General features: G+C 40.8%; 20 protein-coding genes. 7 read left to right on the forward strand and 13 right to left on the reverse strand.

What is annotated here, in order from left to right; genetic code table 11:
* Positions 1-11: 11 nt before the first annotated feature.
* Positions 12-173 (forward strand): NmrA family NAD(P)-binding protein, encoded by a 162-nt coding sequence (locus ACMX3D_RS03420; RefSeq protein ID WP_482750082.1) that lies wholly within the window; start codon positions 12-14, stop codon positions 171-173.
* A gap of 264 nt (positions 174-437) precedes the next feature.
* On the opposite strand, the gene ACMX3D_RS03425 is transcribed toward ACMX3D_RS03420, so the two are convergent.
* From ACMX3D_RS03425 to ACMX3D_RS03435, 3 genes are read right to left on the reverse strand one after another with little or no spacing between them, the layout of a single operon-like run.
* Complete coding sequence (locus ACMX3D_RS03425; protein ID WP_482749428.1) at positions 438-1,427, reverse strand: ExeA family protein; 990 nt, start codon at positions 1,425-1,427, stop codon at positions 438-440.
* Entirely contained in the window at positions 1,417-3,051 is a 1,635-nt protein-coding gene (locus ACMX3D_RS03430; RefSeq protein WP_482752269.1) for a transposase family protein, read from the reverse strand. The genes ACMX3D_RS03425 and ACMX3D_RS03430 overlap by 11 nt, the downstream gene beginning before the upstream one ends.
* Positions 3,052-3,066: 15 nt before the next feature.
* The gene (locus ACMX3D_RS03435; protein ID WP_482749427.1) at positions 3,067-3,702 is read right to left on the reverse strand and encodes a recombinase family protein; all 636 of its coding nucleotides are present in this window, start codon (positions 3,700-3,702) and stop codon (positions 3,067-3,069) included.
* Positions 3,703-4,528: 826 nt separating this feature from the next.
* Between ACMX3D_RS03435 and ACMX3D_RS03440 the strand changes: the two genes are divergently transcribed.
* Positions 4,529-5,194 (forward strand): DUF4142 domain-containing protein, encoded by a 666-nt coding sequence (locus ACMX3D_RS03440; protein ID WP_482750083.1) that lies wholly within the window; start codon positions 4,529-4,531, stop codon positions 5,192-5,194.
* Between the two features lie 288 nt (positions 5,195-5,482).
* Here ACMX3D_RS03440 and ACMX3D_RS03445 read toward each other — a convergent pair whose 3' ends face one another.
* A complete protein-coding gene (locus tag ACMX3D_RS03445) occupies positions 5,483-6,433 on the reverse strand; it encodes an RpoD/SigA family RNA polymerase sigma factor (RefSeq protein WP_482750084.1) in 951 nt (316 codons plus the stop codon).
* Between the two features lie 193 nt (positions 6,434-6,626).
* On the opposite strand from ACMX3D_RS03445, the gene ACMX3D_RS03450 reads away from it, so the two are divergent.
* The 3 genes from ACMX3D_RS03450 to ACMX3D_RS03460 all read left to right on the forward strand — a co-directional run bounded on the left by ACMX3D_RS03450 (position 6,627) and on the right by ACMX3D_RS03460 (position 10,593).
* Positions 6,627-6,998, forward strand: coding sequence for a hypothetical protein (locus ACMX3D_RS03450; RefSeq protein ID WP_482752270.1), 372 nt, complete (start codon positions 6,627-6,629; stop codon positions 6,996-6,998).
* A gap of 35 nt (positions 6,999-7,033) precedes the next feature.
* Positions 7,034-7,936, forward strand: a complete 903-nt coding sequence (locus ACMX3D_RS03455) for a phosphotransferase (protein WP_482750085.1) — start codon at positions 7,034-7,036, stop codon at positions 7,934-7,936.
* A gap of 323 nt (positions 7,937-8,259) precedes the next feature.
* Positions 8,260-10,593 (forward strand): PAS domain S-box protein, encoded by a 2,334-nt coding sequence (locus tag ACMX3D_RS03460; protein WP_482750086.1) that lies wholly within the window; start codon positions 8,260-8,262, stop codon positions 10,591-10,593.
* A gap of 54 nt (positions 10,594-10,647) precedes the next feature.
* On the opposite strand, the gene ACMX3D_RS03465 is transcribed toward ACMX3D_RS03460, so the two are convergent.
* Together ACMX3D_RS03465 and ACMX3D_RS03470 are read right to left on the reverse strand one after the other, a co-directional pair.
* Positions 10,648-11,823, reverse strand: a complete 1,176-nt coding sequence (locus tag ACMX3D_RS03465) for a homospermidine biosynthesis protein (RefSeq protein ID WP_482750087.1) — start codon at positions 11,821-11,823, stop codon at positions 10,648-10,650.
* Positions 11,824-11,864: 41 nt separating this feature from the next.
* Positions 11,865-12,383 carry an O-acetyl-ADP-ribose deacetylase gene (locus ACMX3D_RS03470; RefSeq protein ID WP_482750088.1) on the reverse strand — a complete coding sequence of 173 codons (519 nt, stop codon included), beginning with the start codon at positions 12,381-12,383 and terminating at the stop codon, positions 11,865-11,867.
* A 360-nt stretch (positions 12,384-12,743) separates the two neighbouring features.
* On the opposite strand from ACMX3D_RS03470, the gene cobO reads away from it, so the two are divergent.
* The gene (gene cobO / locus ACMX3D_RS03475) at positions 12,744-13,439 is read left to right on the forward strand and encodes a cob(I)yrinic acid a,c-diamide adenosyltransferase (protein WP_482750089.1); all 696 of its coding nucleotides are present in this window, start codon (positions 12,744-12,746) and stop codon (positions 13,437-13,439) included.
* Between the two features lie 48 nt (positions 13,440-13,487).
* Here cobO and ACMX3D_RS03480 read toward each other — a convergent pair whose 3' ends face one another.
* From ACMX3D_RS03480 to ACMX3D_RS03495, 4 genes are all read right to left on the reverse strand, one after another.
* Entirely contained in the window at positions 13,488-14,198 is a 711-nt protein-coding gene (locus tag ACMX3D_RS03480; protein ID WP_482750090.1) for a hypothetical protein, read from the reverse strand.
* A 717-nt stretch (positions 14,199-14,915) separates the two neighbouring features.
* Positions 14,916-15,548: a tyrosine-type recombinase/integrase gene (locus ACMX3D_RS03485; RefSeq protein ID WP_482750091.1), complete on the reverse strand. Its 633-nt coding sequence runs from the start codon at positions 15,546-15,548 to the stop codon at positions 14,916-14,918.
* A gap of 165 nt (positions 15,549-15,713) precedes the next feature.
* A complete protein-coding gene (locus ACMX3D_RS03490) occupies positions 15,714-17,135 on the reverse strand; it encodes an ISKra4 family transposase (protein ID WP_482750092.1) in 1,422 nt (473 codons plus the stop codon).
* A gap of 17 nt (positions 17,136-17,152) precedes the next feature.
* The gene (locus tag ACMX3D_RS03495) at positions 17,153-17,806 is read right to left on the reverse strand and encodes a plasmid pRiA4b ORF-3 family protein (RefSeq protein ID WP_482750093.1); all 654 of its coding nucleotides are present in this window, start codon (positions 17,804-17,806) and stop codon (positions 17,153-17,155) included.
* On the opposite strand from ACMX3D_RS03495, the gene ACMX3D_RS03500 reads away from it, so the two are divergent.
* Positions 17,781-18,092, forward strand: coding sequence for a hypothetical protein (locus ACMX3D_RS03500; protein ID WP_482750094.1), 312 nt, complete (start codon positions 17,781-17,783; stop codon positions 18,090-18,092). The genes ACMX3D_RS03495 and ACMX3D_RS03500 overlap by 26 nt on opposite strands.
* Positions 18,093-18,166: 74 nt before the next feature.
* Here the strand turns inward: ACMX3D_RS03500 and ACMX3D_RS03505 are convergent, their stop codons facing one another.
* From ACMX3D_RS03505 to ACMX3D_RS03515, 3 genes are all read right to left on the reverse strand, one after another.
* Positions 18,167-19,360 carry a tetratricopeptide repeat protein gene (locus tag ACMX3D_RS03505; RefSeq protein WP_482750095.1) on the reverse strand — a complete coding sequence of 398 codons (1,194 nt, stop codon included), beginning with the start codon at positions 19,358-19,360 and terminating at the stop codon, positions 18,167-18,169.
* Complete coding sequence (locus tag ACMX3D_RS03510; protein WP_482750096.1) at positions 19,357-20,691, reverse strand: tetratricopeptide repeat protein; 1,335 nt, start codon at positions 20,689-20,691, stop codon at positions 19,357-19,359. The genes ACMX3D_RS03505 and ACMX3D_RS03510 overlap by 4 nt, the downstream gene beginning before the upstream one ends.
* Positions 20,692-21,037: 346 nt before the next feature.
* On the reverse strand, positions 21,038-23,653 hold the full coding sequence (locus ACMX3D_RS03515) for a CHAT domain-containing protein (protein ID WP_482750097.1): 2,616 nt from the start codon (positions 23,651-23,653) through the stop codon (positions 21,038-21,040).
* Positions 23,654-23,708 lie beyond the last annotated feature (55 nt).

Raw genomic sequence — 23,708 nt, forward strand, 5'->3', positions numbered from 1 at the left:
AATCCCTCATTATGCAAAAAATTTTAGTGACTGGTGCGACGGGAAATGTCGGTCAAGAAGTTTTTCGTTTATTGCTATCTCATGATTGTCATGTCTGTGCCGCAGTTAGATGTAGCGAACTGCAAACATCCGAGGCTAAAACTGCAAACAAGGCGATTTTGAAACCACATTAATTTGCAAATAAAGACGCTTCAAAACGACATTATTTGCAAATGAAACTGCAAACATAATTTTCAAACTGCAAACAAGCGGTTTGAAACCACATTCTCTGCAAATAAGCTGGAATGCTTACTGGGATTGGGATACAGCTATTTTAGCTTTGAGGGCTGTCCAAAAAATAAGAACTTTTACACTGAACATATATGTTCATTTATTTAGATATAAACTGAACACCAATAAAACAAAAAAATTCTATATAGGGTATTTCTCGTCTTGATTTAATTTCCCTCTGACGCAAACAAAGGAATTCCCATTTTTAACATCTGGTCTCTCAAATCTTGGGAACGACTAGGAGGTAACTGAGCATGAAAAAAAGATTTTACTTCACTTACACGTATATTTAATAACTCAGCCAGCACTTTAGCATTGTAACCATGCCGTACTAGGCGAGGTTCTAAATCGTTCAGCCCAACAGCCAAGACAGCTTCAGCTATTTCAACTGTGACAGGTTTAGTCGCGGCTTTATAAGCGTCTTCAAAAGCTCTGTGCAAATAATGTTCGATTTGTAATGGAGTTGTTAATCGTTGAGCCAAAAATGCAATTGCCTCATCCGTAATCAAATCTTCAGGCAAGTAATCATCGTGAATACACTCACCCAAAAGCCATTTTATATACTCAGCTTGATATCCTCGGATACCTTCTAAACTAAACGCATTGGTTCTAGCACCAATTTCTTCCAAGCGGGGATGGCGCAAATCGTTTTTCAATTTGGGATGTCCCACTAGTACAACAGATAAAATGCAACCGCTCTGACGTACTAATTCGATTAAACGCTTAATTTTGACTAACGTACTGTGATGAATGTCATGAGCTTCATCAACAAACAGCACTACAGACTTACGGCATTTTTGAATCAAGGCTAGTAATTTTCGTTCTCTGAGTTCTGGTTGGGTTGGTGGTTTAGCATCCTTTTCTGTACTTAAATCGCAGAACAAAGCACTCATCAACACACCTAAATTGACCTTATCTTTGTCAACTGCCAGACTACGAGAAGTAATGATGTCTTTTTCGGAGGCTAATTCCGATTGCAGTCGTTGTAAAGTTGTGGTTTTACCGCAGCCAACAACACCTGTTAAGGCAATCAAGCGACCTTGCCTAATTTGGGGCTTGAGTTCTTTAAATAGTAAGGTCTGCTCTTGTGTCTCAAAATACCCCGCATGGTCTAAGGTACGTTTCAGACCAAAATAATTCATGACATCACTCAACATAGCTCGTACCTGATAACGGGTGGAAGAAATCTCGAATTTGTTTCATGACCTCCTGCTGATTGAGGGTAGACGACAACACCGCATCAATATAAGCCATCTGTTCAGGAGTGAGTTTGGCTAATGGACGTGCCAAATAATCGGCGATCGCCAATTTAGCTGCAATCACCGTGCTAAATGTTACTTCCTGAAATGGGTTAGGTTCTACAAAAGGTTGCACTTTCAGTTGGGTCGGATTACTGACCAAATCCGGCTCATTGTCTTGACCAACGACAGAGTTCGGCAAAGACAACTTTTTGGCTAAAGATTCAATCCGCTCTGCCCGTTTCTGCGTTCGTGTTTTCTTAAAACTACGGTAGCGATGCAGGGGGATGGGGCCATCCACAGGCAGAAACGGCCCATAGCGACGTTCACCATGTTCAACGTACAGTTCGTTGTCAAACAAGCCCCACCACAGAACTACGGTTTCTCCAGCCAAATCAGGCTCAACCTCATAAGCCACGCCCTCAACCGTAACGCGAGCATCGATGCCGACTTTGCGACGTGAGGGTTCACGTGCAAATGTACAAAAACGCTCCCAAGTACACATCTGTCGAATTCCCGCCTTGGGTAAGTGTAAGAGCCAATCGTCCAGCCGGGAATGGGGTTCGCTGCGATGGGGTCGGCTATTGTAATGGAGCAAAAACTTCATTAACCAAGCGTTCGCTTCAGCTTCCGTTTCCGGTTCATGCAGGTGGTAGAGGGTTTCGTGCATTTCTTTGACTGTGCGGAAGGGTCGTTCCACTTTCCCCTTAGAACGAGCCGTTACTCGCTGCCCATCCTTGCCAGCAGGTAAATGAGTACGTATTTCAATCCCCAAATAACCCATCACTTTTTGAAACACTAAGCTCTTGGCGATGGGGCCATTGTCCATATACAGCATTTGGGGAATCCCTTGGAAGGGAAAGTCGCTCCCCGGTTTGGGTGACATGGCAGCAAACATAAACCGCAGTGCTGCTTCTACATCCTCGCCGTAAACACCGTGATATTCTTGGTATGCCACACCACTACGGTCATCGACGACACTATAAAGCATCAACAAGGGATGTCCGCGTCCTGGTTCTATCCAGGCTGGTGTTTTTACGTGCTTGAGGTCGGATGGACTGAGGTCAAAATGCCAACATTGATTGCTATATTCTGCTTGGAAGCGAACAGCAGGTGGTTGTCGCAACAGGGTATCGCGGTCATAACCCCATTTTTTCAGGTAACAGTTGACGGTGGTTACTTTTAACAAACCTGCCTTAACTGTGACATGACCATCTGGAGTATTAATTCCCTGCTCTTCCAATAAACGGATTGCTTGTACTGTGGATAAATGGCGACCTTTGCGATTAGAAGTACGTATTTTAATGGCAGCAATGATTTCGCAGTATCGCTCCAAAGTAGCTTTCTCTATCACACGCGGTACATCACAATCTACTCGGCGTGCTGAACGGACAAAATTTCTTTCTCGTAGTCTTCGATACACCGTATCTTCGGAGATACCATACAGTTGTGCTATTTCCTGGACTAATACTCGACGTTCCGGACTGCGTTGTGGAAGTTGGTCTAGGCGGCGGCGAAGGTCTACTATGGCATCGATTGGTATTTGTTTCTTCGGCATCTATGATTTCTCCACCAATTTGTTGTGGCGTGGGTGGAGATGTTTGCGTTCTAACCAATCATAAAGAGTGGAAGGTGAACAATCGACCAGTTTGGCAATTGAGCGTTTGCTAATGCCTTTGGCTAAATAGCTGCGAATTTCCGCTTCTCTTGTGTCCAGTTTTAAATGTGTAGATTGCCTTCCTTTGGGTCGCCCTAACGTTTTTCCCTCAGCTTTGCGTTTAGCTAGTGCTTCGGTTGTTCTAAGTACAATTAATTCCCGCTCAATTTCTGCCGCCAAGCCCAAAACTGTTGCTGTGATTCGGCTTTGCATTGAGTCATCTAGCACCATACCCTGTTTAGCGATATGGACATTGATTCCCCGGCGCACACAGCACTCCAGCATCTCTAATACTTGTAGGGTAGAGCGTGCCATGCGACTCACTTCTGAGAAAATTACTACATCTTTTGCTTGGGCTGTTTGAGTCAGTAGTAGTCCTACTCCTCGCTCTGACCATTTCTCTCTTCCAGAAATGCTGTCTTCTACAAACTGGACGGGACTCAAAGCATGGTTGTTGGCATATTCTAAAATGCCATGTCGTTGGTTGTGTACGTCTTGCTTGTCGCTGGAAACCCTCAGATAAGCATAAATGGCCATAGCCAAACGGGCTGTCGGTTTAAACAGCTTTCTATATTTAATTGAACGGTATTAGTTCAAATTAAACCATGAAAAGTGTACATATATGTCCAGTATAAAAGTTCTTATTTTTTGGACAGCCCTCAAAGCTAAAATAGCTGTATCCCAATCCCAGTAAGCATTCCAGCTTATTTGCAGAGAATGTGGTTTCAAACCGCTTGTTTGCAGTTTGAAAATTATGTTTGCAGTTTCATTTGCAAATAATGTCGTTTTGAAGCGTCTTTATTTGCAAATTAATGTGGTTTCAAAATCGCCTTGTTTGCAGTTTTAGCCTCGGATGTTTGCAGTTCGCTACATATAGCAGGGAACAGGCTTTAAAGTCGCTCAGTGTCCATGTTTGATCATTAGTCTTTGTCATTATCTCTGCTTCTACTGCCATAGTACTTCCATGACCAAGTGATTTTTCTTTTGCTAACCCTCTTCAGTTAGAACAACACATAGTTGGAACCCAGGACAACTTCAATCCACGGGTAGGTATTTTCTAAAAGCATTTTTTTTATATTTGAGCTACACCTATAAATTTGAAAATTAGGCTTAGTTTAAACGCTGAAAGTTTAGCCTATTGGTAAATTACAAGCAGCCTGGAGATGGCAGAGAAAAGTCTTTCAATCAAAACTCTGGCACAACAATAGCCTCAATCTAAATCTTTGGTGTAGTTAGCGATTTGGGCTAGTCATCATTGAGTATGAGTGTGAGTTACTCAAGTGGATAATCATTAATTTGATGATTCTCAATCGCTGCAATTGTGAGTTTTAAAATCCAGCTTGATTCAAGAAAAGCATTAATTATGTCTTACTTCAAAATACTCTCTACTGGTTTAGTGGCGATCGCTTTATCTCTAGCAACTGGTTGTACAACAACTCCCCGACAAAATCAGAATACATCCGAAGTTCCATCGGGTACAACAAAACCTGTAAAAGCAACTGAGAGTCCATCCCCAACTGCTTCACCAACCACATCAGGGCAAAATACGCTCAGTTCTTCAGAAAAGCAGTTTATCAATGAAGCCGCTCAAGGTGGTTTAGCAGAAGTCCAGCTAGGACAACTAGCATCTCAACGGGCGGCTAACAATGCGGTAAAACAATTTGGACAGCGTATGGTTCAAGATCATACTCAGATCAACAATCAACTCAAACAGTTGGCAACTCAAAAAGGTGTAACGCTCCCAACTACTATTAACTCCACAGATCAGCAACTCAAGCAACGGTTATCTAAACTTTCTGGTGCTAACTTTGATCGCGAATATATGAATCAGATGGTTCAAGATCATCAAAAGGATATCTCCGCATTTAGACGTGAAGCTCAACAGGGGCAAGATTCAGACTTGAAAGCATTTGCAGCCCAAACACTACCAACCCTTGAACAACACCTGCAACAAGCTCGTTCTATTGTCAATCCTGGTGCTAATTCTAGAACTTCCACTAGTATTCCAAGTCCAACTAATACTCGGTAATATCGTGTTCGGTGAAAGACTGAATCATTCAGGCAGCAGGAAAGCAGGTTTTGCGATTTCTACACAGGTGGGTGGCTTAATTTTCCCCGTTCGTTGCCTGTTGCCCGTTCCCTGTTCCCTTTCTAAGTTTTCATCCGAACTTGATATCAGTCCTAACAACATAAAATGCCTAGCCGTTGAAGCGTAACGCAACTGCTTCTTTCTTTAAGCTAGGCATTTTATTCTTGGCAAGTGCCTAATATTATTTCACAAGAGTCCGGGTAGTAATTGAGACAACATATCAGTTTTTCAGGAAGATAAATATTGTCCAATTTCTGGTTGTTGACGGCGCAGAATATTCATGGCTTGCTGCTGAATTTGACGAACTCGCTCTCGACTGACATTGAGTTTCTCTCCAATTTGAGCCAAGCTACGTTCTTGATTATCTAACAGCCCAAAGCGCAAAATTAATACTTCACGCTGCACAGGTTTGAGGGAAGATAACATATTATCCAAGTCTTGGCGCAGCATTTCTTGGGTAATTTGGTCATTGGGTGAGATGCCTGGATCACTTAAAAGCTCACTGAGTTCTGTGTCTTGGTTATCTCCCACTTTTAAATCTAAAGAAATTGTTGCACTAGCAGCACTGAGATATTCTCGAATCTGGCTTGGTTCTATGTCTAATTTTTGGGCAATCTCTGTCACAGTGGCACGGCGACCAAGTGTTTGAAATAATTCCCGCTGTACTTTCTTGATTTGATTTAGTTTTTCGTTAACATGAATCGGTAATCTGACAGTACGAGATTTTTCGGCGATCGCTCTAGTGATAGCTTGACTAATCCACCAGTATGCATAAGTTGATAACTTATAGCCTCGGTTGGGGTCAAACTTTTCTATACCTCGTTGTAAACCAATCGCACCTTCTTGAATCAAATCCAATAATTCCAGATTCCGACGCTGATATTTTTTGGCAATGGAAACTACCAGTCGCAGGTTTGCTGTGATCATTTTTTGCTTAGCTCTCTGACCAAGCTGAAGTATTTGATTGATTTCAGCTTCGCTTTTGTTTACAAAATTAGCTAATTCTGCTAGTGTGGGTTCCCGATGCAATTGTTGACTAAGCTGTTGTTTTTGCTCCTCAATGGCAATCATTTGCTGTACTTGCCTGCCATAAGTTATTTCTTGGTCTGATGTTAGTAAAGGGATTTGACCAATTTCTCGTAAATAAACGCGTACCATGTCAGAACTTAGGCTGGACATACAACTTTCAAAATTTTCGATAATTCAGACGAATCTAAAAGTATAAATCAAATAGCCTCACAAAAAATATGAATCAAGGGATGCAGTCTTGGGTAACGATCGCGAATCATTGAGGGTGCGATCGCGATCGTTAGTTCACAAACGAGATGAGCGGTTTAACGATAGACTGGGAAAAATTCTTGAGGAAACATTCATGGCAAAGTCAAACGGGGCTAAAAGTGAAACTGCTGCACAGGAACCAGCTGTAGTTTCAGAAGATGCAGTTACAAGTCCAGATTCACCTGAACCAGTAGAAGATGTTCAAGATATTGACGAAATACTCAACTCCCTGAAAGCTTTACTCAGCAGCGTAGAAAAACTGCAAAAAGTCCGCCAGGAAGTCGGTGATATTAAACCTTTAGTCGAGCGAATGCTGAATGGAGAATTGTTGGCTGGTGAAGAGCTTGAGCAACTTAAAGGCGGAGTGAGCGGTCTAGTACGTCTAGTTCGTGCTTACAGTGATCATCAAGCTGCACTGGCAAAAGCACAACCAGCAAGAACTTTACTAGACGAAATCCTAAAATAGCATCAAGTTGACTGAAGTCTTCTTCACTCTCAACAATGACTAGTCCATCAGAAAAGTCTCGTCTCAAAAACGCTATCGATGCAGCTTGTGAAGTCGCCAAGCAAGAAGGCCTGAAATTTGATCAGGCCGTTGTTCTGCAAGACAAAAGCAATTTGGTTGTTCATTTAAGCCCTGCCCCTGTAGTTGCACGAATCGCAACTACAACGGGTACAGTGCGGTTTGGTGATGCTTGGTTTGCCAAAGAAGTTGCAGTAGCTAGTTATTTAGCCGCAGCAGGCGCACCTGTGGTTAGTCCAACTAATCTGATTCCACCAGGCCCTCATCAGTACAATGGGATAGTCTTCAGCTTTTGGGATTTTGTCGAAGAGGTAGATGAACTGCCAGACGCGACTATTGCCGGAAAAGCTTTACGAGAGTGCCATGAAGCTTTAGTAGACTTTGAAGGTGAGCTGACAGTTTTAGAGCCTTTAAGTGAGTCTGAGCAGTTGCTGTTAACTCTGATCTCTCAAGACGCATTCAGCCGCAGTGATGCCCAAATGCTGCAAGCAGTGAATGACAAACTCCAAAGTAGATTTCAGCAACTTCAGTTACCGATGCAACCTCTGCATGGCGACTCCAATTTTTCTAATGTACTGAACACAACACGCGGCGTACTTTGGACAGATTGGGAAGACACTTTTATTGGACACATTGCTTGGGATATTGCCTGTCTAATCGCTGCTAGTCATGTGTTTAGAACGGATATTGAACGTGCGGCAGCGGCTTTGAAAGGTTATGGTCTAGCGATAGACCCCGAAATATTAGATTTGTTTCTGGAAGCACGGAATTTTCAAACCGCTCTGTGGAATTTCATCATTGGACAAAACAATCCCCAGAGTTTGGAACGCTTAGAAGGTAGGCTGGGCTGGTTTCGCGATCGCTTTCGTACAGTTTCTTAATTTTAGAACTTAAGCATAAAGGTTATTTGTTGAGAGTTGGGTGTAATAGTTTTGCTCACTTACACCCTATACCCTTCTTAAGTGAATTTTTGAATAAATAACCTATAAAATTATAACTGGTGCTGAAGTGTGAGTCTTAATACTAATACCGAGTTGCTATCAAAGATAGTAATTTGGGCTGGGAGTAGGAAGTAGGGAGTAAAAATATTATGTCTGAACGCAACTTAGTATAAAGACGCTGGTCTTTAGTTCAATATTGCATGAGATGTTTATAGCTGTAGAAAGCCATTATCAAAACAATTTTATCACTGGCTCAAAATATAATGAAATACGAGGTAGTAGAGCAGATTTTTAATAAATATTCCACTTTACGCAAATTTGAATACTTAGAATTAGATATTAATTTGTGTATCCTGGATAAATCTGAACAAGTACATCGCTTTGCATCTCAACCAAAAGCGGTAGTGTTAGGCAAAGATATTCGAGTTGGTTTTCCCGAATTTCTCGGCAAAGAAGATATATTAAAATCTATTATTCAAGGTCAACAAGAAATATTTGAATTAACAGCAATTCAACGAATTTTTGAACATCAACCAGAAATTTATATAAACATATATATTATTGGTGAAATAAGAAATAAATCTTCTGAGAAAAAATTGATAATTTTAATTGAAGATGTTACAGAAAAAATCAAAACAAAACAAAAATTATTAAAAATAACTAACTCTGCAAATCTGCTATCAATGACGCTTGTGTCATATAAAAATTATATGGATACAGTTATTAGTTCAATGGCAGATGCGTTATTGGTGACGACGAATACAGGACAAATCAAGAAAGTTAATTTAGCAGCACAAAAATTGTTTGATTTTTCAGAGGAAGAGTTAATAAATCAACCAATATCGTTAATATTTGATGATAATTTCTTATTGCTCAGAATTATTAACCACTACAGTAAAATAAACCGAAATTTACAGCAGTTTGAAGTTGTATGTCGCAAAAAAACGCGAGAAAAAGTGCTAGTAGCTTTTTCTTGTTCAGTTATGCAGAAAAAAAATGAAGTTTTAGAAGATATTATTTACATTGGTCGAGATATTACCAGCCGTCAGCGTCGAGAACAACGTAATAACGCCCAATATGCAATTACTCGGATTCTCTCAGAATCACAAAGCATTAAACAAGTAATGCCAGAAATTTTACAGGCAATTTGTCTTAGCTTAGAGTGGGATGTGGGGGAATTATGGACAACCAGTGAATATATCATTACAGATGTGCCTGAAGAAAGTGAAAATGCAGTTCTAAGATGTGTGGAAATTTGGTCGAGCCGCTCTGTATCTGTACGTGAATTTAAAGCAGTTACATGGCAGACTACATATCTTCCTAATGTGGGATTACCTGGTCAAATTTGGGCTAGACGTTCTCCTTTATGGATTAAAAATATTTTAGACTATGGAGATTTACAGCGTCAGTCAAGCGCTGTAGACGCGGGACTGCGTTCAGCATTTGGTTTTCCGATTCTAGACGACAATAAAATTTTAGGAGTGATGACTTTTTTTAGCCGTGATGTGCAACCAAAAGATGCAGATTTATTGCAAATGATGGTTTCCGTCGGCAGTCAAATCGCTCATTTTATGAAACGCAAACAAGCAGAAGATAAATTATTAGAAAGTGAATCCCGATATCGAGATATTTGTGAAAATGCGAATGACTTAATTCAATCTGTTAATCCTTATGGTCGGTTTTTATATGTCAATCGGACATGGTGTAGAACATTAGGATACAGTGCCGTAGAAGTTGAACAAATAAATATCTTTGACATTATCCATCCCGTTTTTCAAACACATTGTCGGCAAATGTTTTATCGTTTGATGTCAGGAGAACAGTTAGAGCAAGTGAAGGTGGCTTTTATTGCCAAGAATGGTCAAACAGTGTTTTTGGAAGGTAATGTTAACTGTAAATTTGCAGGTGGAAAGCCAATTGCAACTCGTGGTATTTTTCGTAACATTACCCAACGAGTCGCACTAGAAGAGGCGTTACAGCAACAGCAAGAACAAACAGAGCAATTCTGGCAAGCAAGAATACCAGCATTAACCTCTAACAGCCTACAACCACAAATAGACGATTCAGGCGCAGATGTCATCAACGTGACGGTTTTATGTGCAGATATTGTCGGTTTAGAAGAAATTGCTGCTTTGGGAAGTGCTATGCAAATAGTAAATTTATTCAGTCCCATTTTTGCCACCTTTGATCGCCTCAGTACTCGCTACGGTTTAGAAAAAATCAAAACCATCAATGAAGCTTATGTAGTGGTTGGTGGATTACCCACAAAACGCCAAGATCATGCCCAAGCCATAGCTCAAATGGCACTGGATATGCAAACAGCGATCGCTACATTTAATACCGAAAATCAGCAAAACCTCAAAATTTGCATTGGCATTCACACTGGCTCAGTTACAGCTTCTGCTATGGGTTTGAGAGATACAATCAACATTGCCAGATGCCTAGAATCGCAATGTTTAGCTGACACTATCCAAGCCACCGCCACTGCTTACGAACAAATACGTGATGAATTTTTGCTAGAACCACAGGGTGAGATAGAAATTGCAAATCAACAGAAAATGAGAACTTATCTGTTACGTGGGAAAAGGCAAAAGTAAAAAGTAGAAAGGTAAAAGATTCTACTGTTTTGACTTTTACCTTTTAACTTTTATTTACGGAGTATTCGGAATCAATCTACCACAAGGATAAGTTGCTACACCTTGGGCTGCATCTTCAGCCATAGCAACGGGTACTTGATCAGATGGTTGCGTTTTAGCTGCTAAATAATCTTTTTGCAGCGTGGCTAACATTGTTTCTCGCTTGTCGTACAACCGTTTTAATGGACGAGGCGAACATTGATTCATGACGTAGGCTGTGACTAACGGTAAAGCGATGGTGCTATCGGTATAACAAACAATTGTGCTGGGTAATTCTTCTGGGTCGATTTTACCCCAGCTAACCGCTTCTGATGGAGTCGCACCAGACAACCCGCCAGTATCAGGACGTGCATCCGTAAATTGGACAAAGAAATCATGTCCGCGTTCTTCTAATCCTAGTACTTCATGAATTTGCGGTTGAGTTTGCAGTAAAAAATTCTTGGGACTACCACCACCCAGAATCACCGCAGCACTTTTACCATTATCTTCTCTTGCATTGTAGGCGATCGCCGCAGTCTCATTCACATCAATTGCCGGATCTAATATTAATTGCGAACCTTCTAAAGCCAAAGCTGCAACGTTCATCCCAATGGAACTATCCCCAGGAGAAGAAGTGTAAATTGGTACGCCATATTCATAAGCTGTCGCCAACAAGCAAGAATGCTGCACTCCTAATTGCTTTTCGACTTCCCGGACATACTTACCTAAAAGATAATGAAACTCAGCTGTTCCCATCCGCTTTTGAAAAGGTTCTGCTTGCAAAATCTTGCGAATGAAAGCATCTGTTTCTAACAACACATCGTAGCCAAAAACAATATCATAAATTCGGATAGTGCCTTCTTCACGCAGTTTGACATCATCTACAAATGGATTACCTGCGAATAGTTCAAACCCTAAGCCATAATGCATATCATGGTAAAGATTCGCCCCGGTGCTAATCATCCAGTCAATGAAACCGTTGCGAATTAAGGGTGCTAGTGCTGAAACCCCAAATCCCGCTGGTGTCATCGCACCAGAAAGGCTAACTCCCACAGTCACGCCATCTTGCAGTACATCTTTACTTAGCAGTTGGCAGACTTCTCGCAAACGTGCTGAGTTGTAGGCTGTGAAATAATTATTAATTAAATCCACTACCCCAATGTTAGATGGTATGGGTGTAGGTGCGATTTTTTGACCACGCTGTTTTGACATTTTGCACTCCCGAACAGTAAACGCGCCGAATCTAATGTTAACTATGTTTCAGTAACTTCTGTCATCGTTTTGGTGTATAAATCATAGGCACTTTGCCCAAAACATACAAAAATCACTTGTTCTAGGGAGTTTGGCTGTTGAAAAAACTTTTTAACTTCCGCGATCGCAATTTTACAGGCGCGTTCCATTGGGAATTTATAAACACCTGTACTAATAGCAGGAAAAGCTATGGTTTTAATTTGATATTGTTCTGCTAAAGCTAAACTGTGACGGTAACAACTCGCTAGTAACTCATCCTCTCCATAATTTCCCCCTTCCCACACTGGCCCAACAGTATGAATCACCCATTTTGTTGGCAAGTTATAACCTTTCGTTATCTTAGCTTCACCAGTTGCACAGCCTCTTAACTGCCGACATTCTTCCCAAAGTCCCGCACCTGCTGCACGATGAATTGCACCGCAAACACCCCCACCAGGCATTAGTTCCTCGTTAGCAGCGTTAACAATTGCATCTACCGATAACTGAGTAATATCACCTTGAATTATTTCTATTTGCTGCATAATATCTAGATTTGTATTTAGTTTCTCCAATTGTTAACCACTAAACATTTTAAAAAAATATCATTTATTAATAAAAATATCCCCACTTTTTAAAGAAGCTGACAATCTCAGTCTCTTGATTTTCGAGCAGTCAAAGTAACTACAGAACTTTATTTTAAAAATGCTTTAATAAAACTATTAATTTATTGATATTAAGCGTATAACTTTATTTTCATGATTTCTTTATTTTGATAATTTCTTAATCATTTTTGTCCAAAAAATAGAACTTGACATTCAGTTCCAATCAAGTTGTCCCATCATTTTATATAAGTAAATTCCTGTCATCCTATTTCCTGTAGTAGTTATTTCCATAAAATGCTGATGAGCAAAGATACACCAGAAGAATTAGAATCAGATAAAGAAATCGAACGCTTGATTGATGAAGTAATGTCCGCATCTCTAAATAATGATTCAAAACTGACTGATGAACAGTATCGCCAAAAGATGCAGCGCCGCAAAGAAATACAGGATCGGCGCATAGCACAAGCTGTCCCAGAGAAAGGGTTAATTATTGTTAATACTGGTAACGGTAAAGGCAAAACCACTGCGGCACTGGGAATGGTGTTACGATCGCTTGGTCATGGGTATAAAGTGGCGATCGTTCAATTTATCAAAGGCGCATGGGAACCTTCAGAAAAGCTGGTGTTCAGTTATTGGGAAGACCAAATCGAATTTCATGCAATGGGTGAAGGCTTTACCTGGGAAACCCAAGACCGCGATCGCGACCTCGAAAAAGCTCATGCAGCTTGGGAAAAATCTTTAGAATATATCCGCAACCCAGATTTTCATCTAGTGCTGTTGGATGAAATTAATATTGCTTTAAAAATGGCTTATTTACAAGTAGAAGAAGTTTTAGCAGGCTTGGCAGAGAAACCGCCTCATAAACACGTAATTCTGACAGGTAGAGGCGCACCAGCAGCTTTAATTGAGCGTGCTGACTTAGTAACAGAAATGACTTTAATTAAACATCCTTTCCGCGACCAAGGCGTTAAAGCTCAACCAGGAATTGAATTCTAATGAAGTGTGAAGTCTGAAATTTCAGACTTCACACTTCATACTTCATAATTAATTTGCTTGACACATCTGTAAAATACGGCGATCGCTAGGACTGATAGATGGAATAGGATGATAATCTTGTAATGCTACAGAGTAAGCATAGTTATTGAATTCATCATCAGAAATAGAAGGGATAGTACTGGTTGTAGCGACATCTGATGGGCCAGCTTCATCTTGTAAGCCATTGACTGTCATGGCTAACTCACCAGATTTATCAATTGTGCCTTGAAAACAACTAAACTCAGAGCTAGGCATATACAACGCACCAGTTACTTTACCTTGCTGCTTCTGGAATACAATGTAGCCTTGACCAATTTGGTTTGGTGTGGGTGATTGTCCATAAAGATAAATTCCATCTTTTGTAGGAATGTTTCTCTTAGGCATCACTCCTGCATCTTTGCCAGCTTTTTGGTAGTTTGTAGGTGATAATTCTGGAGATTCAGCGTCTATAACTTCACTATCTAAAGCTACTGTTTGCTGTTGAGTTCGCTGTTCCCGAATTTCTCTCAGCCGTGACAACAAATTATCGGAACCATTGTATTGGTGATTCGTCAATCTGGAAAAGTTACCCTTTAGAGAAGCGGAAGTTGTTACTGTTTGTAATTGTTTACTTAGTACAGGTTTAGTCTGCTCACTTACAACACCAATGGTTAAAACTAAGCCAACAATGGGAATTGTCAGCTGACGAGGGGATAAGAATTTAGAAATATTGTTAAGCACCCGACCACTCCTGTTACGAAATTAACTGTCTCCTCTGCGACTCACTTAAACCATAACTAATTGTCTATTGTTCAAGGTTCCGTCGATGGTTTGATTTAGGTTTTTCCAAATAAAAATTCGTCGAAAAAAGAAGCTTTTTGGAATATTTGACGATAATCTCACACTATCATCAATTAGAGAATTTACTCTTCACCCAACAGAATCACCCGATTGGGTGATGTAACTGTGAAATGAACTATTCTGAAACTTTTAATCGCTTCTCCTTTACAAATATTGATATTTGCGTTGTCAGTTATGTTGACTTTTATCAGCTACAACAGCCAAGCGCTTCATTCCGAATTTGTTTAAATATTTCAGGACTTACGCACAAAGATTGTCGGTTGAGATGGGTGTAGAGGGGTAATGGTATGCTGACAGGTGTAGGTTTTTTACGTTCTGCCTCAAAAACGTTGATTTGGGGTGTAGGGGTATGCAACTCCAATTAACTCGTGATTTTTAGAGTCATTACTCATCAAATTATGAAAAACCTACACTTGTGAGGTAATGGTATGGGGGTGTAAGGGTTTTACCCTGCTCTAAAACCTTAATTTTCCGTTTTTCGCGTAAGTACTATTAGTGTCAAGCTCAAATAGTAAGTAAAAAAGTAGAAACGTTATCATGCAACGTTTCTACTTTTGATGGCTATAGGAGAGCGAAAAATTTCGGGGGAGATGGGCATTAATCATCCCAAAGACCTTGAAATTTAGTAGATGCAAGTTCGGTGTAACGAACTGTGTGCTGAATATTTTTATGTCCCAGGTAACTCTGAATTGTCCGAGTGTCAATACCTCGATTAGCCAAGTAATAGCCCGTTCCATGCCTTAGCATATGAGCATGGACTCTGAAAGGTAGACCAGCTAACTCACCAGCTCGTTCAACAATGCCGGCGATCGTATCATGTGCCAACGGGCCATGTCGAGAGGACTGGAAAACGTAGGGACTAGCAGGATAATCTCTTTGAAGCTTGCGGAGAGAACGAATTTCCTCAGAGTAAAGAGGATGAGTAGATGGAGTACCTTTTTTAACCCGCTTCACGTAAATTGTACCACCATTCCAATCTATTTGTTCCCAGCGCAGAGATGCCACCTCTGCCACTCGCAATCCGTGACGATAGATTAACAAAATTAGGGTTGAGTTTCGATGAGCATGGCGACCCTTGGATTTTTTGATAGCTGACCGCATCAACTCAACTTCTTCTGGTAACAAATGTTCTCTAGTCCTAACCTCTGAGTATTTGTGAGAGTTAGGCGACTGACGCTCTCCTTTTTGAGTTTTACCAACTTTCGGTACTTGGAGGAGCTGCTTGATCATGACCCAAACCCCTAAAAAGCTTGGGGTATACGAGCTGATTTTACCAACTTAGACACGAAAGTTGGTAAGCACAAAGACATAAAAACCAAGCCAGTCTTCTACAGAAATCTTTGACTATAAAGTAAATTTAATTACACTGCTTTGCGTTTTTTAAAGCATAAGACTTTAGCGTATTGCCCGTTCGCTATCGACCTTAAATCCGGGATACCATTGCTGGAATTTGCTAACCCACTCATCATTTAAAACTTTAGTTCGGACTTGGATTAGGAGATGACTTCCTTCTGGAGTCCACCGCATCTGTTGTTTTTTAACGAATCGTTTGCTAATCACTTGATTGACGGTAGATTCTACAAACGAGCTAGAAATACGTTCTCCATTCCGGTAGCGTTCGCCATAATTTGGAATATACTGACCATTATTTGAGATGTAAGTTTCAAATTCCTCTAAATAGTCAGAGAGTTTTTCTGCTTCCAGGCTTGGTTCAGTATCATAATCATCTGAAGCTAATGCACAGGCACTATCCATTAAATCTTCAATTTTTGATAATGCTTTAAATACATTCCCATGCCACAAATACCACTTTAAAGAAGTCAAATCTTTTTGGATTGATTCGCTCGAAATACCTGTTTCTACATCTTCTTTAGTTATACCTTTGGCAATTTGTTTCATCACAGTGATCCGCATTGTGATGTGAAACCAATCGAGTATATGTTCTGCATTAGGGTTCAGATAATACTGTAAGTCACGAATACTTTCTTCACCATCTGATAAAAATGTGACCTGTTGGTTCATTTGCATCCCTTGAGATTTTAGCACCTCAAATATACGGCGTTGCGGTTTGGTATCGTAACAATAAACCATGCCAAAACGCTTGGATGTACCGTCAGCTTTTATACTCTTGCCTGCAATAACCTGAAACTGACCTGCTGTTTTAGTTTTTCTGTTATAGAAACGAACATATCCTCCATCCATACCTACTACCAACGGTAAATCAGGTCTGGGAAGCCTATCCCAATCTCTCTGGCAACCCTCAAATAATATTCCGACTTCTTCTGGTAATTCTGATTCCAAACGCTGACCAAGTGAGTGTAGATTGTTGCGTATAGATGTAGCGTTTATTTCTCCTTTTACTGGTAGTAATTCTTGTAATAATTTGCTAGACAGTCCATAAGACATTAGGGATGCAAATTTTGATTCTAGGTAGAGCAATTCGGGTGATGTACGCTCTTTTAATAGGTTTGCTACTGGGTTAAAACTACGAGTTGTTTGCTCACTACAAGCACAGTTAAATAATCGATGACATTGCAGTTTTAATTTACCAAAAGGTGTTCTATGTGTGATTGTTCGTTTATCTTTATGCAATAACTTCTTGCCACAATCTGAGCATAATTCCTGCTGTTTTTGATATTCTGTAATTTGTTGATTAACTATGCTGCGTTGTGTCTGAAGCAATAATTCTTTGCCTTGGTCTAGCGATAGTCCTAAGTTTTCCGGTTGTAGATTACCCTTTTCAATTTGTAAAACTTCTTGGATTAATTGGGTTTCTCCTGATTCTGATTCAACAACTACTTGGATTTTAAATTTCACACTATCCCCTTAAACAATTACATCAATTCTCTGTCTCCGGTAGCGTATTTTAGTAGATTTTGGTTGACTTTTTGACGGTCAAAACAGTTTTGATACACTAGTAGCCAAGTTAGTAACGAGCTTGCTTCTTCTCTATCCATGTCAAATTTCTTGTTCTCTAACATTGAAGCAAAACGCTCTAACACGTCAGAAATAAAAAATTCTTCCCTTGCTTTCATGAAGCCCCAAGGGCCACCACAGTTCTCAGGGGGGCAAACACCTTTACCGCCAGTGCAGATTGGGTAAGTTTGCGTTGGATCTGGAGTATGTATCGCTTCTACTCTGATTTGATGCCGCCACCAATAACGCCATGCACCCATTAATGGGCAAATACTGAAGTCATATTCGTATAAAAATTTCTCTTTCTCCCTCAAACCAAGGGACGAGAGTTTTACTTCACAGGCGCGATCGCTAAATACTGTTCCCCCTGGTTGGGTAATCCCGTACTGCTTACCGTGGATGATGAAATGATGGAGGTGAATATCTTCCCACCCCATTGCCAACTGGATCGTGTAATGCAAATCTTCTATTGTGCTATCGCTGCTGACTTTTATACGCCGCCAAATCATGGGGCTGATGCTCAACAGCACCACTTTTAATTGATATATGACTCTTTCAGCCGGATCAATCATTGAGTCATCTTACCGCGTCTTGTCCCTCATCTCCCCCGAAATTTTTCGCTCTCCTTATCCCTTTGTTGATGTTCCCCCTAACACTAATGATTTTCGCTTAGGTGAATTACCAATTGAAGTAGGAAATCATTTGCAATTTACCTTTGATTTACTGGATGAGTGGGAGTTTGATTTGCAGCTAGAAAAGATTGAGCCTGTTAATGCCAAAATGAAAAAGCCAAAGATTCTGGAATATCATGGCGAACCACCAGCACAGTATGGCGAAGAGGGAGACGATGAGGAATAGCTTTACTGCGGCGATCGCATATTAGTAAGGTATCAGCGTTGGCAATGCAACACTATTCACTCTTATGGGAGAGGCTAATAAATATCATGTAAATAAAGCGTGAACAATAACGATTGTTGCTGAAGGCTTTCAATCTGCTGCTGTAAAAAATTGGCACGTTTGTTATCGCCTAGCAAAGTAAATCCATTTTTTGCTTGAGAGTACGAGTTTACCGCCTGTTTGATATCATCTATTGCAGCATAAACTTCCCCTAAAGCAAATTGGGCTAATGTCTTCTCTTCTAAATCTTCGTCACCTTTGGCAAGTTTGATTGCTGTCAAATAATTGTCTATTGCTTTTTGAGCTAATCCAGTTTGCCAGTATATATCCCCTAATGAGCGATAGATTATAGGTGATTCCTGGCCTCCCTGTACTAAAGCTTCTAATGTTGCGATCGCCTCTGCACTCAAGTTGTAGCTTTTAAAAGTATCAGCAGTTAGTCCATAGGCTGGAATTACCTCTTGTGGCAAAGTGTAGCGACTGTAAAGATTAGCCACCATTAGAGCAGTTACCTGCTTATCCAACCCCAACTTAGTTATTTCAGCTACTTCCGCTTGGACAGTTGCTGCTTCAGATTTACGTAGCACTCTGAAATCTAGATTAGATGTTCCTTCTTCTTGCGAGGATTTGCCAGTATCAGCTTTAACAACGAGCGAATAGTTAGTTCCTGGTTGTAATGGAGGATTACCAGGGTAAACAACAAAAGATTGTTTTACCTGTGTTTGCCAAACAATTCCTCTAGAGTTGAGTAATGCCAAAGTGTATTTCGTTGCTCTAGGTATCGGGTTCCAACGGAAAGTAGGAGTGTCACTCAGCAGTAGGGTGTGACGAGGAGCAATTAAGTAAGGGATGAAGGGATTAACACCACCTAGAATCCCAGGAGGTGGAGGTGCTTTGGGGATGACTGCTACCCAGACAGGACAGATCGTTTTCAGACCTGATGGCACTCCTCTGGGAACAATCGGTTTGGAGAGATTAGGACAAACTACTCTGACCGTGGCATCTTTATTAGGCTTGATCTGGTCTCCTGGATGTAATTCCGTCCCAACTGAAACAGGTCGAAAATCTGACCAATCGGGACGCTTGAGCAATACTCTGCCTTTTGCAGAGTCAATTCTAGCAGAGTAAACCATTGCTTTCGGGGCGGCTTCAGCGATCGCAGGTTTTCCTATCGCAAGCATTACCGCTCCTAATACCAACATTTGGCAAATTAATTTAGCGCCTGTCATTTACTATTCCCTTGTTGTGTCAGACGTTTTTGGGCAGTTATGCGCCAACTATCTTCCTCTGGATGAGTGGCAATATTGACATCTTGATTACAAGCCTCCCATTCTAATAGAGCGCCTTTTTTATCCTTTTGGGCTTCCATAACCTGTGCTAGTAGACAGTGGGGCGCAGTAATATTGTTTTTCAGGTTAGCGGATTTTTGTAAATCGATAGCTTCGAGTAATTTTGCTTCTGCATTCGGGTAGTCGCCTTGCATTAACCTTGCCCAACCCAAATTTTTCAGCATAGCGTGTTTAGTCTCTGCATCCGGCTTCAACTTTTGTTCAAAAGCCTCAGCTTTTAATAGCAATGCGACAGCAGCAGAGTAGTTTTTGTCGAGGATGTAGAGCCGAGACAGATTATTAATAGCGGCAGGAATATTTTGTGTTACCGCGAATTGATACTCAGTACGGGCACGATCAAATTTTTGCAGTTCCTCGTAGAGTAAACCTAAACGAAAGTGAGCTTGAGCATTATCAGGGTTCAGTTTCAGTGCGCGTTGGTACTTTTGTTCAGCACTACCCCACTCACCGAATTGAAATCTTTGAAAGCCACTGTTACTGTACAGGTTAGAAATTTGTGGCAGAGATAGACGGAAACCTAATAATCCAATCATTAATAGGAACGAACAACCTGCACTAATCTTTTGCCCAAATCGCTCTGGTATTCTCCTACTCTGAAGAATGCGCTTGTAAGCTTCTTGTCCTGCCACAGTCAGTGCGCCTCCTGCGGTAAGCAAGGTTAACATACTTTGTGTACTAACTGCCAATGCTCCTAATGTATCTGGCCCACCAATCAGGAATCGCGACGAAATATCTCCAACTAAACCCAACGATATAGTCAGAGAGGATACGGAAACAGCACTCCAGAACCAATCAGGCTGATCGCAAAATTTATCTGACTTACTTTCAGGTTCTAATGACCACCACCAGGCTTCTTTAGCTGGGTTAAAGCTAGTTTGCCAGTCGTTAGTTTTGCGAATAGTGGCGATCGCTCCAGCATGAGCTTTTAGGACTTTATCCAGATCGGTGATCGCTGCTAAACTTTCTCCAGAAGTCTGGGTAGTATCTGCCAAAGCTGCTTGGACTTCATCTCGTGCTGCTAATACCTCTAGAATTTGAGTAGATTTCAGTTGTTGTGTTGATTGTTCTTCTGATCCGGTCGATTTAGAAGCATCTGTCACCTGATAATCAGCCAATTGATTCTCTTGTTTAACGGAATTATTACCAGTTCTAAGTTGCTCAATTGCTGTTTTATAGCGTGTAATTGCCTGCTGTAGTCGAGAACAAAGCATAACCTACTAAAAACTTAGTTTTTGTAATTTAGTCAAGCAAGTGGAGAAAATAAATTGTTATAAGATAAATGCAGTTATAATCTCTGCTTTTTAAAGTGAGCCGATATTTTTGGAAGGTTGAGACCTAAGTTTTCTAACTCGTCGATTTAGAAGCATCTGTCATTTGAAACTATGCCTGTAAGTTTATAGTAAACTCCCCAAGGTCTCAATCTGCATCCCCAATTAGGATGAATCCAGTCCAGTTCATAGGATTGCTATTATAGTCCTTCATCAGCTTCAAGACACAAAAATTAGTAATCCAATGAGAGCAGGTTTTATGGCTATTCATATTTCTGATAAAATTTACTCATTCTGCTTCTCCAATTAAGGTAAATGCAGCCCAATCTTTGATTGGAGGATGGTTTTTCATAGTCGTCAGCATTGCCTGTCTTAATGCTTGGGCTTTATCTATTTTGCTAGAAAGCCAATTACGGTAAAACTCTGTCATTAACTCAGCAGTAGGAGCATCAGGCACAGACCATAGGGATACAATTACACTGGGAACACCTGCGGTAATGAGAGAACGAGATAGACCAATTACACCATCACCAGTAATGCGTCCCCGTCCAGTATCGCAGGCACTGAGAACTACTAACTGAGCATTTAGCTTCAAATCTAAAATTTCGTCAGCAGTGAGTAAGCCATCGTTAACTTGACCGTTACCGGATGGAGCAAGAGCGATCGCACCTGGGAAGCCCAATCCCTTGAAGTCATCTAACAGTCCATGCGTTGCTAGATGAATAATACTTACTTGAGACAGTTGAGGCAAAATAGCAGCTTTCGTTGCTTGCTGGTTTAAAATAGCTTTGGTATTCAACAACTGAGCAACAGCAATAGCTTCCTGTTCAGACCCTGGTAATGGGTTTAATGCTTGAGGAGGATTGCCCAATCTGAGACTAACACTAGGCATCTTGGGATTGCCTACCACTAGAGCTAATTGATGCTTGCGGTCTGTTGGGTGACTTCTCAATTGTTGTTGTCGCTGGTAGGTCAGTTGCAACGCATGAATTGAGGGGGCTGTTTGGATAGTGTATTTTTCAATTAGGTATTTGCCAGATGAGTCTTGTAAAGCTGGAAAGGGTATTAGAAAGAGAGCTGCTTGTGGCAGAAAAATAAGACGAGAATTTGCATCGGTTGGTAGGAGGTCAGCTATTGGCTGAATTAGGATTTGATGCAACTGTTGTAAGTTTTTGTTTGTCTGGTCACCATCGTTCCAGGGTTCTACTACAATACTGCTACCGCGACCCCTCACACCAAAAGACTCGCGGGATTTGGTCACTAAATCTTCTAAAGAGATTTTGTGTTGCGATAATAGAGGTTTGAGGTCAGCTTTGCGAAATGCTATTTCACCTGTGGGTTTAACCACCCAAATAAATAAATCTGCGGCTCGGAATAAAGGTTTTTTGGGAACTGGGTCATCATAGATAATTGAATACTCTACCAATGTGGCATTTTGGCTGCGGGCAATTTGTTGAATTTCTGGGATTGAGGGTGAGGTAATGTTTGGCGTTGGCTGGGATATTTTTGATGCCAATAATGCTACAAATGCTCTTGCCCGACCTTGTTCTGCAATCTCTAACGCCGCCGTAGGTTGATTTTTTAAGATGAGAAGTTTTTGTAGCAAACCATAAGTAAGTACCTGGTTTTCAAAGATGGAGATTCGATTAGTATCTTTGAGTTCTTTTCGCAGTGATTCCCATTTTTGGATACAAGAACGCAGACTTTTTTCGGCTTCTGCCAGCTTACCTGCTGTCATGTAAGCACCGCCAAGATTATTGAGAGCTATTCCGGCATCAAGTTGGTTACCAGTTGAGTCGGCGATCGCTAACTGCTGTTGATAGGATGCGATCGCTTGGTCATATTGTCCTAACCCTTCATAAGCCAGCCCAAGACCGGATAACGCTTCACTTTCTCCCTCCTTGTCCATCTTAGCTCTAGCGATCGCTAAACTTAGCTGTTGAGCCTCTAGCGCTTTTTGATACTCGCCATTCACATAGTAAGCATTACCCAAATTGCCTACTGCATTACTTAGTCCCTCTAAATCTTGGGTTTCTCGAGCCATCAAGAAACTCTGTTGATAGTATTCAATAGCTTTTTGATAGTTGCCTTGAGAGATTGAAACATTTCCTAAACCTCCCCTCACCCGTCCTTCTAGTTGGCGATTTCTAGTTGATTGAGCAGTTTTTAAACCCTGGTTATAAAATTTTAGCGCCTGTTCCTCATCTCCCAAATGATCGAAGGTATTTCCTAAACCTAGTTCTGCTAATCCTTTGATCTGTGGATTCCCAACTTTCTGGGACAAATCCAAGAGTTGATCGTAGGACTCAATTGCTTTGGTATATTCTCCTAAATTGTCATAAGCAATTCCTAACCCTGAGAGAATTATTCCTTCACCTTGAACGTCTGGAATTTCTCGCGCAATTGTTAGACTAGGCTGATAGTATTTAACGGCTGCGGCATATTTTTTGAGGAACAGGTAAGAACTGCCTAAATACATTAGTGCAATTTCCTCACCTTGACGTTGTTTGAGTTCCTGACTAATTGTTAAAAACGGCTGAAGGAATTTAATAGCGTTGTCATAGTCTCTCAATGCATAGTAAGCAAGCCCTAACTTTCCTAATGCTCTAAGTTGCCCTTTTTGGTCTCCCAGTTCTTGATAAATAGTCAAAGCTTGTTGAAAAGATTTGATAGCGGCATTCAGTTGACCATTTTGATCTTGCTGACTGCCTTGTTGATACAATCGCTCTGCTTCTGCTTCGCGTGCTTGGGAATTTTGCACTAGATGTTGGCGATTGTCAGTTCTTAAACTTTCGCTAGGAACTATTAGTCCTATAGATGGTGCAGAAGTGGAAACTGTGACTAAGAAAGTTAGTAAAGTCAGGCGACTATACTTAACTATGGAGTAAATTTTTAGGGATTGCATATTTTATTCCCTCTCAAACGAATTTTTTAAAAGTCTATGTAGCAGTCCTAAATCA

The sequence above is a fragment of the Anabaena sp. TISTR 8404 genome (genome assembly GCF_056847745.1).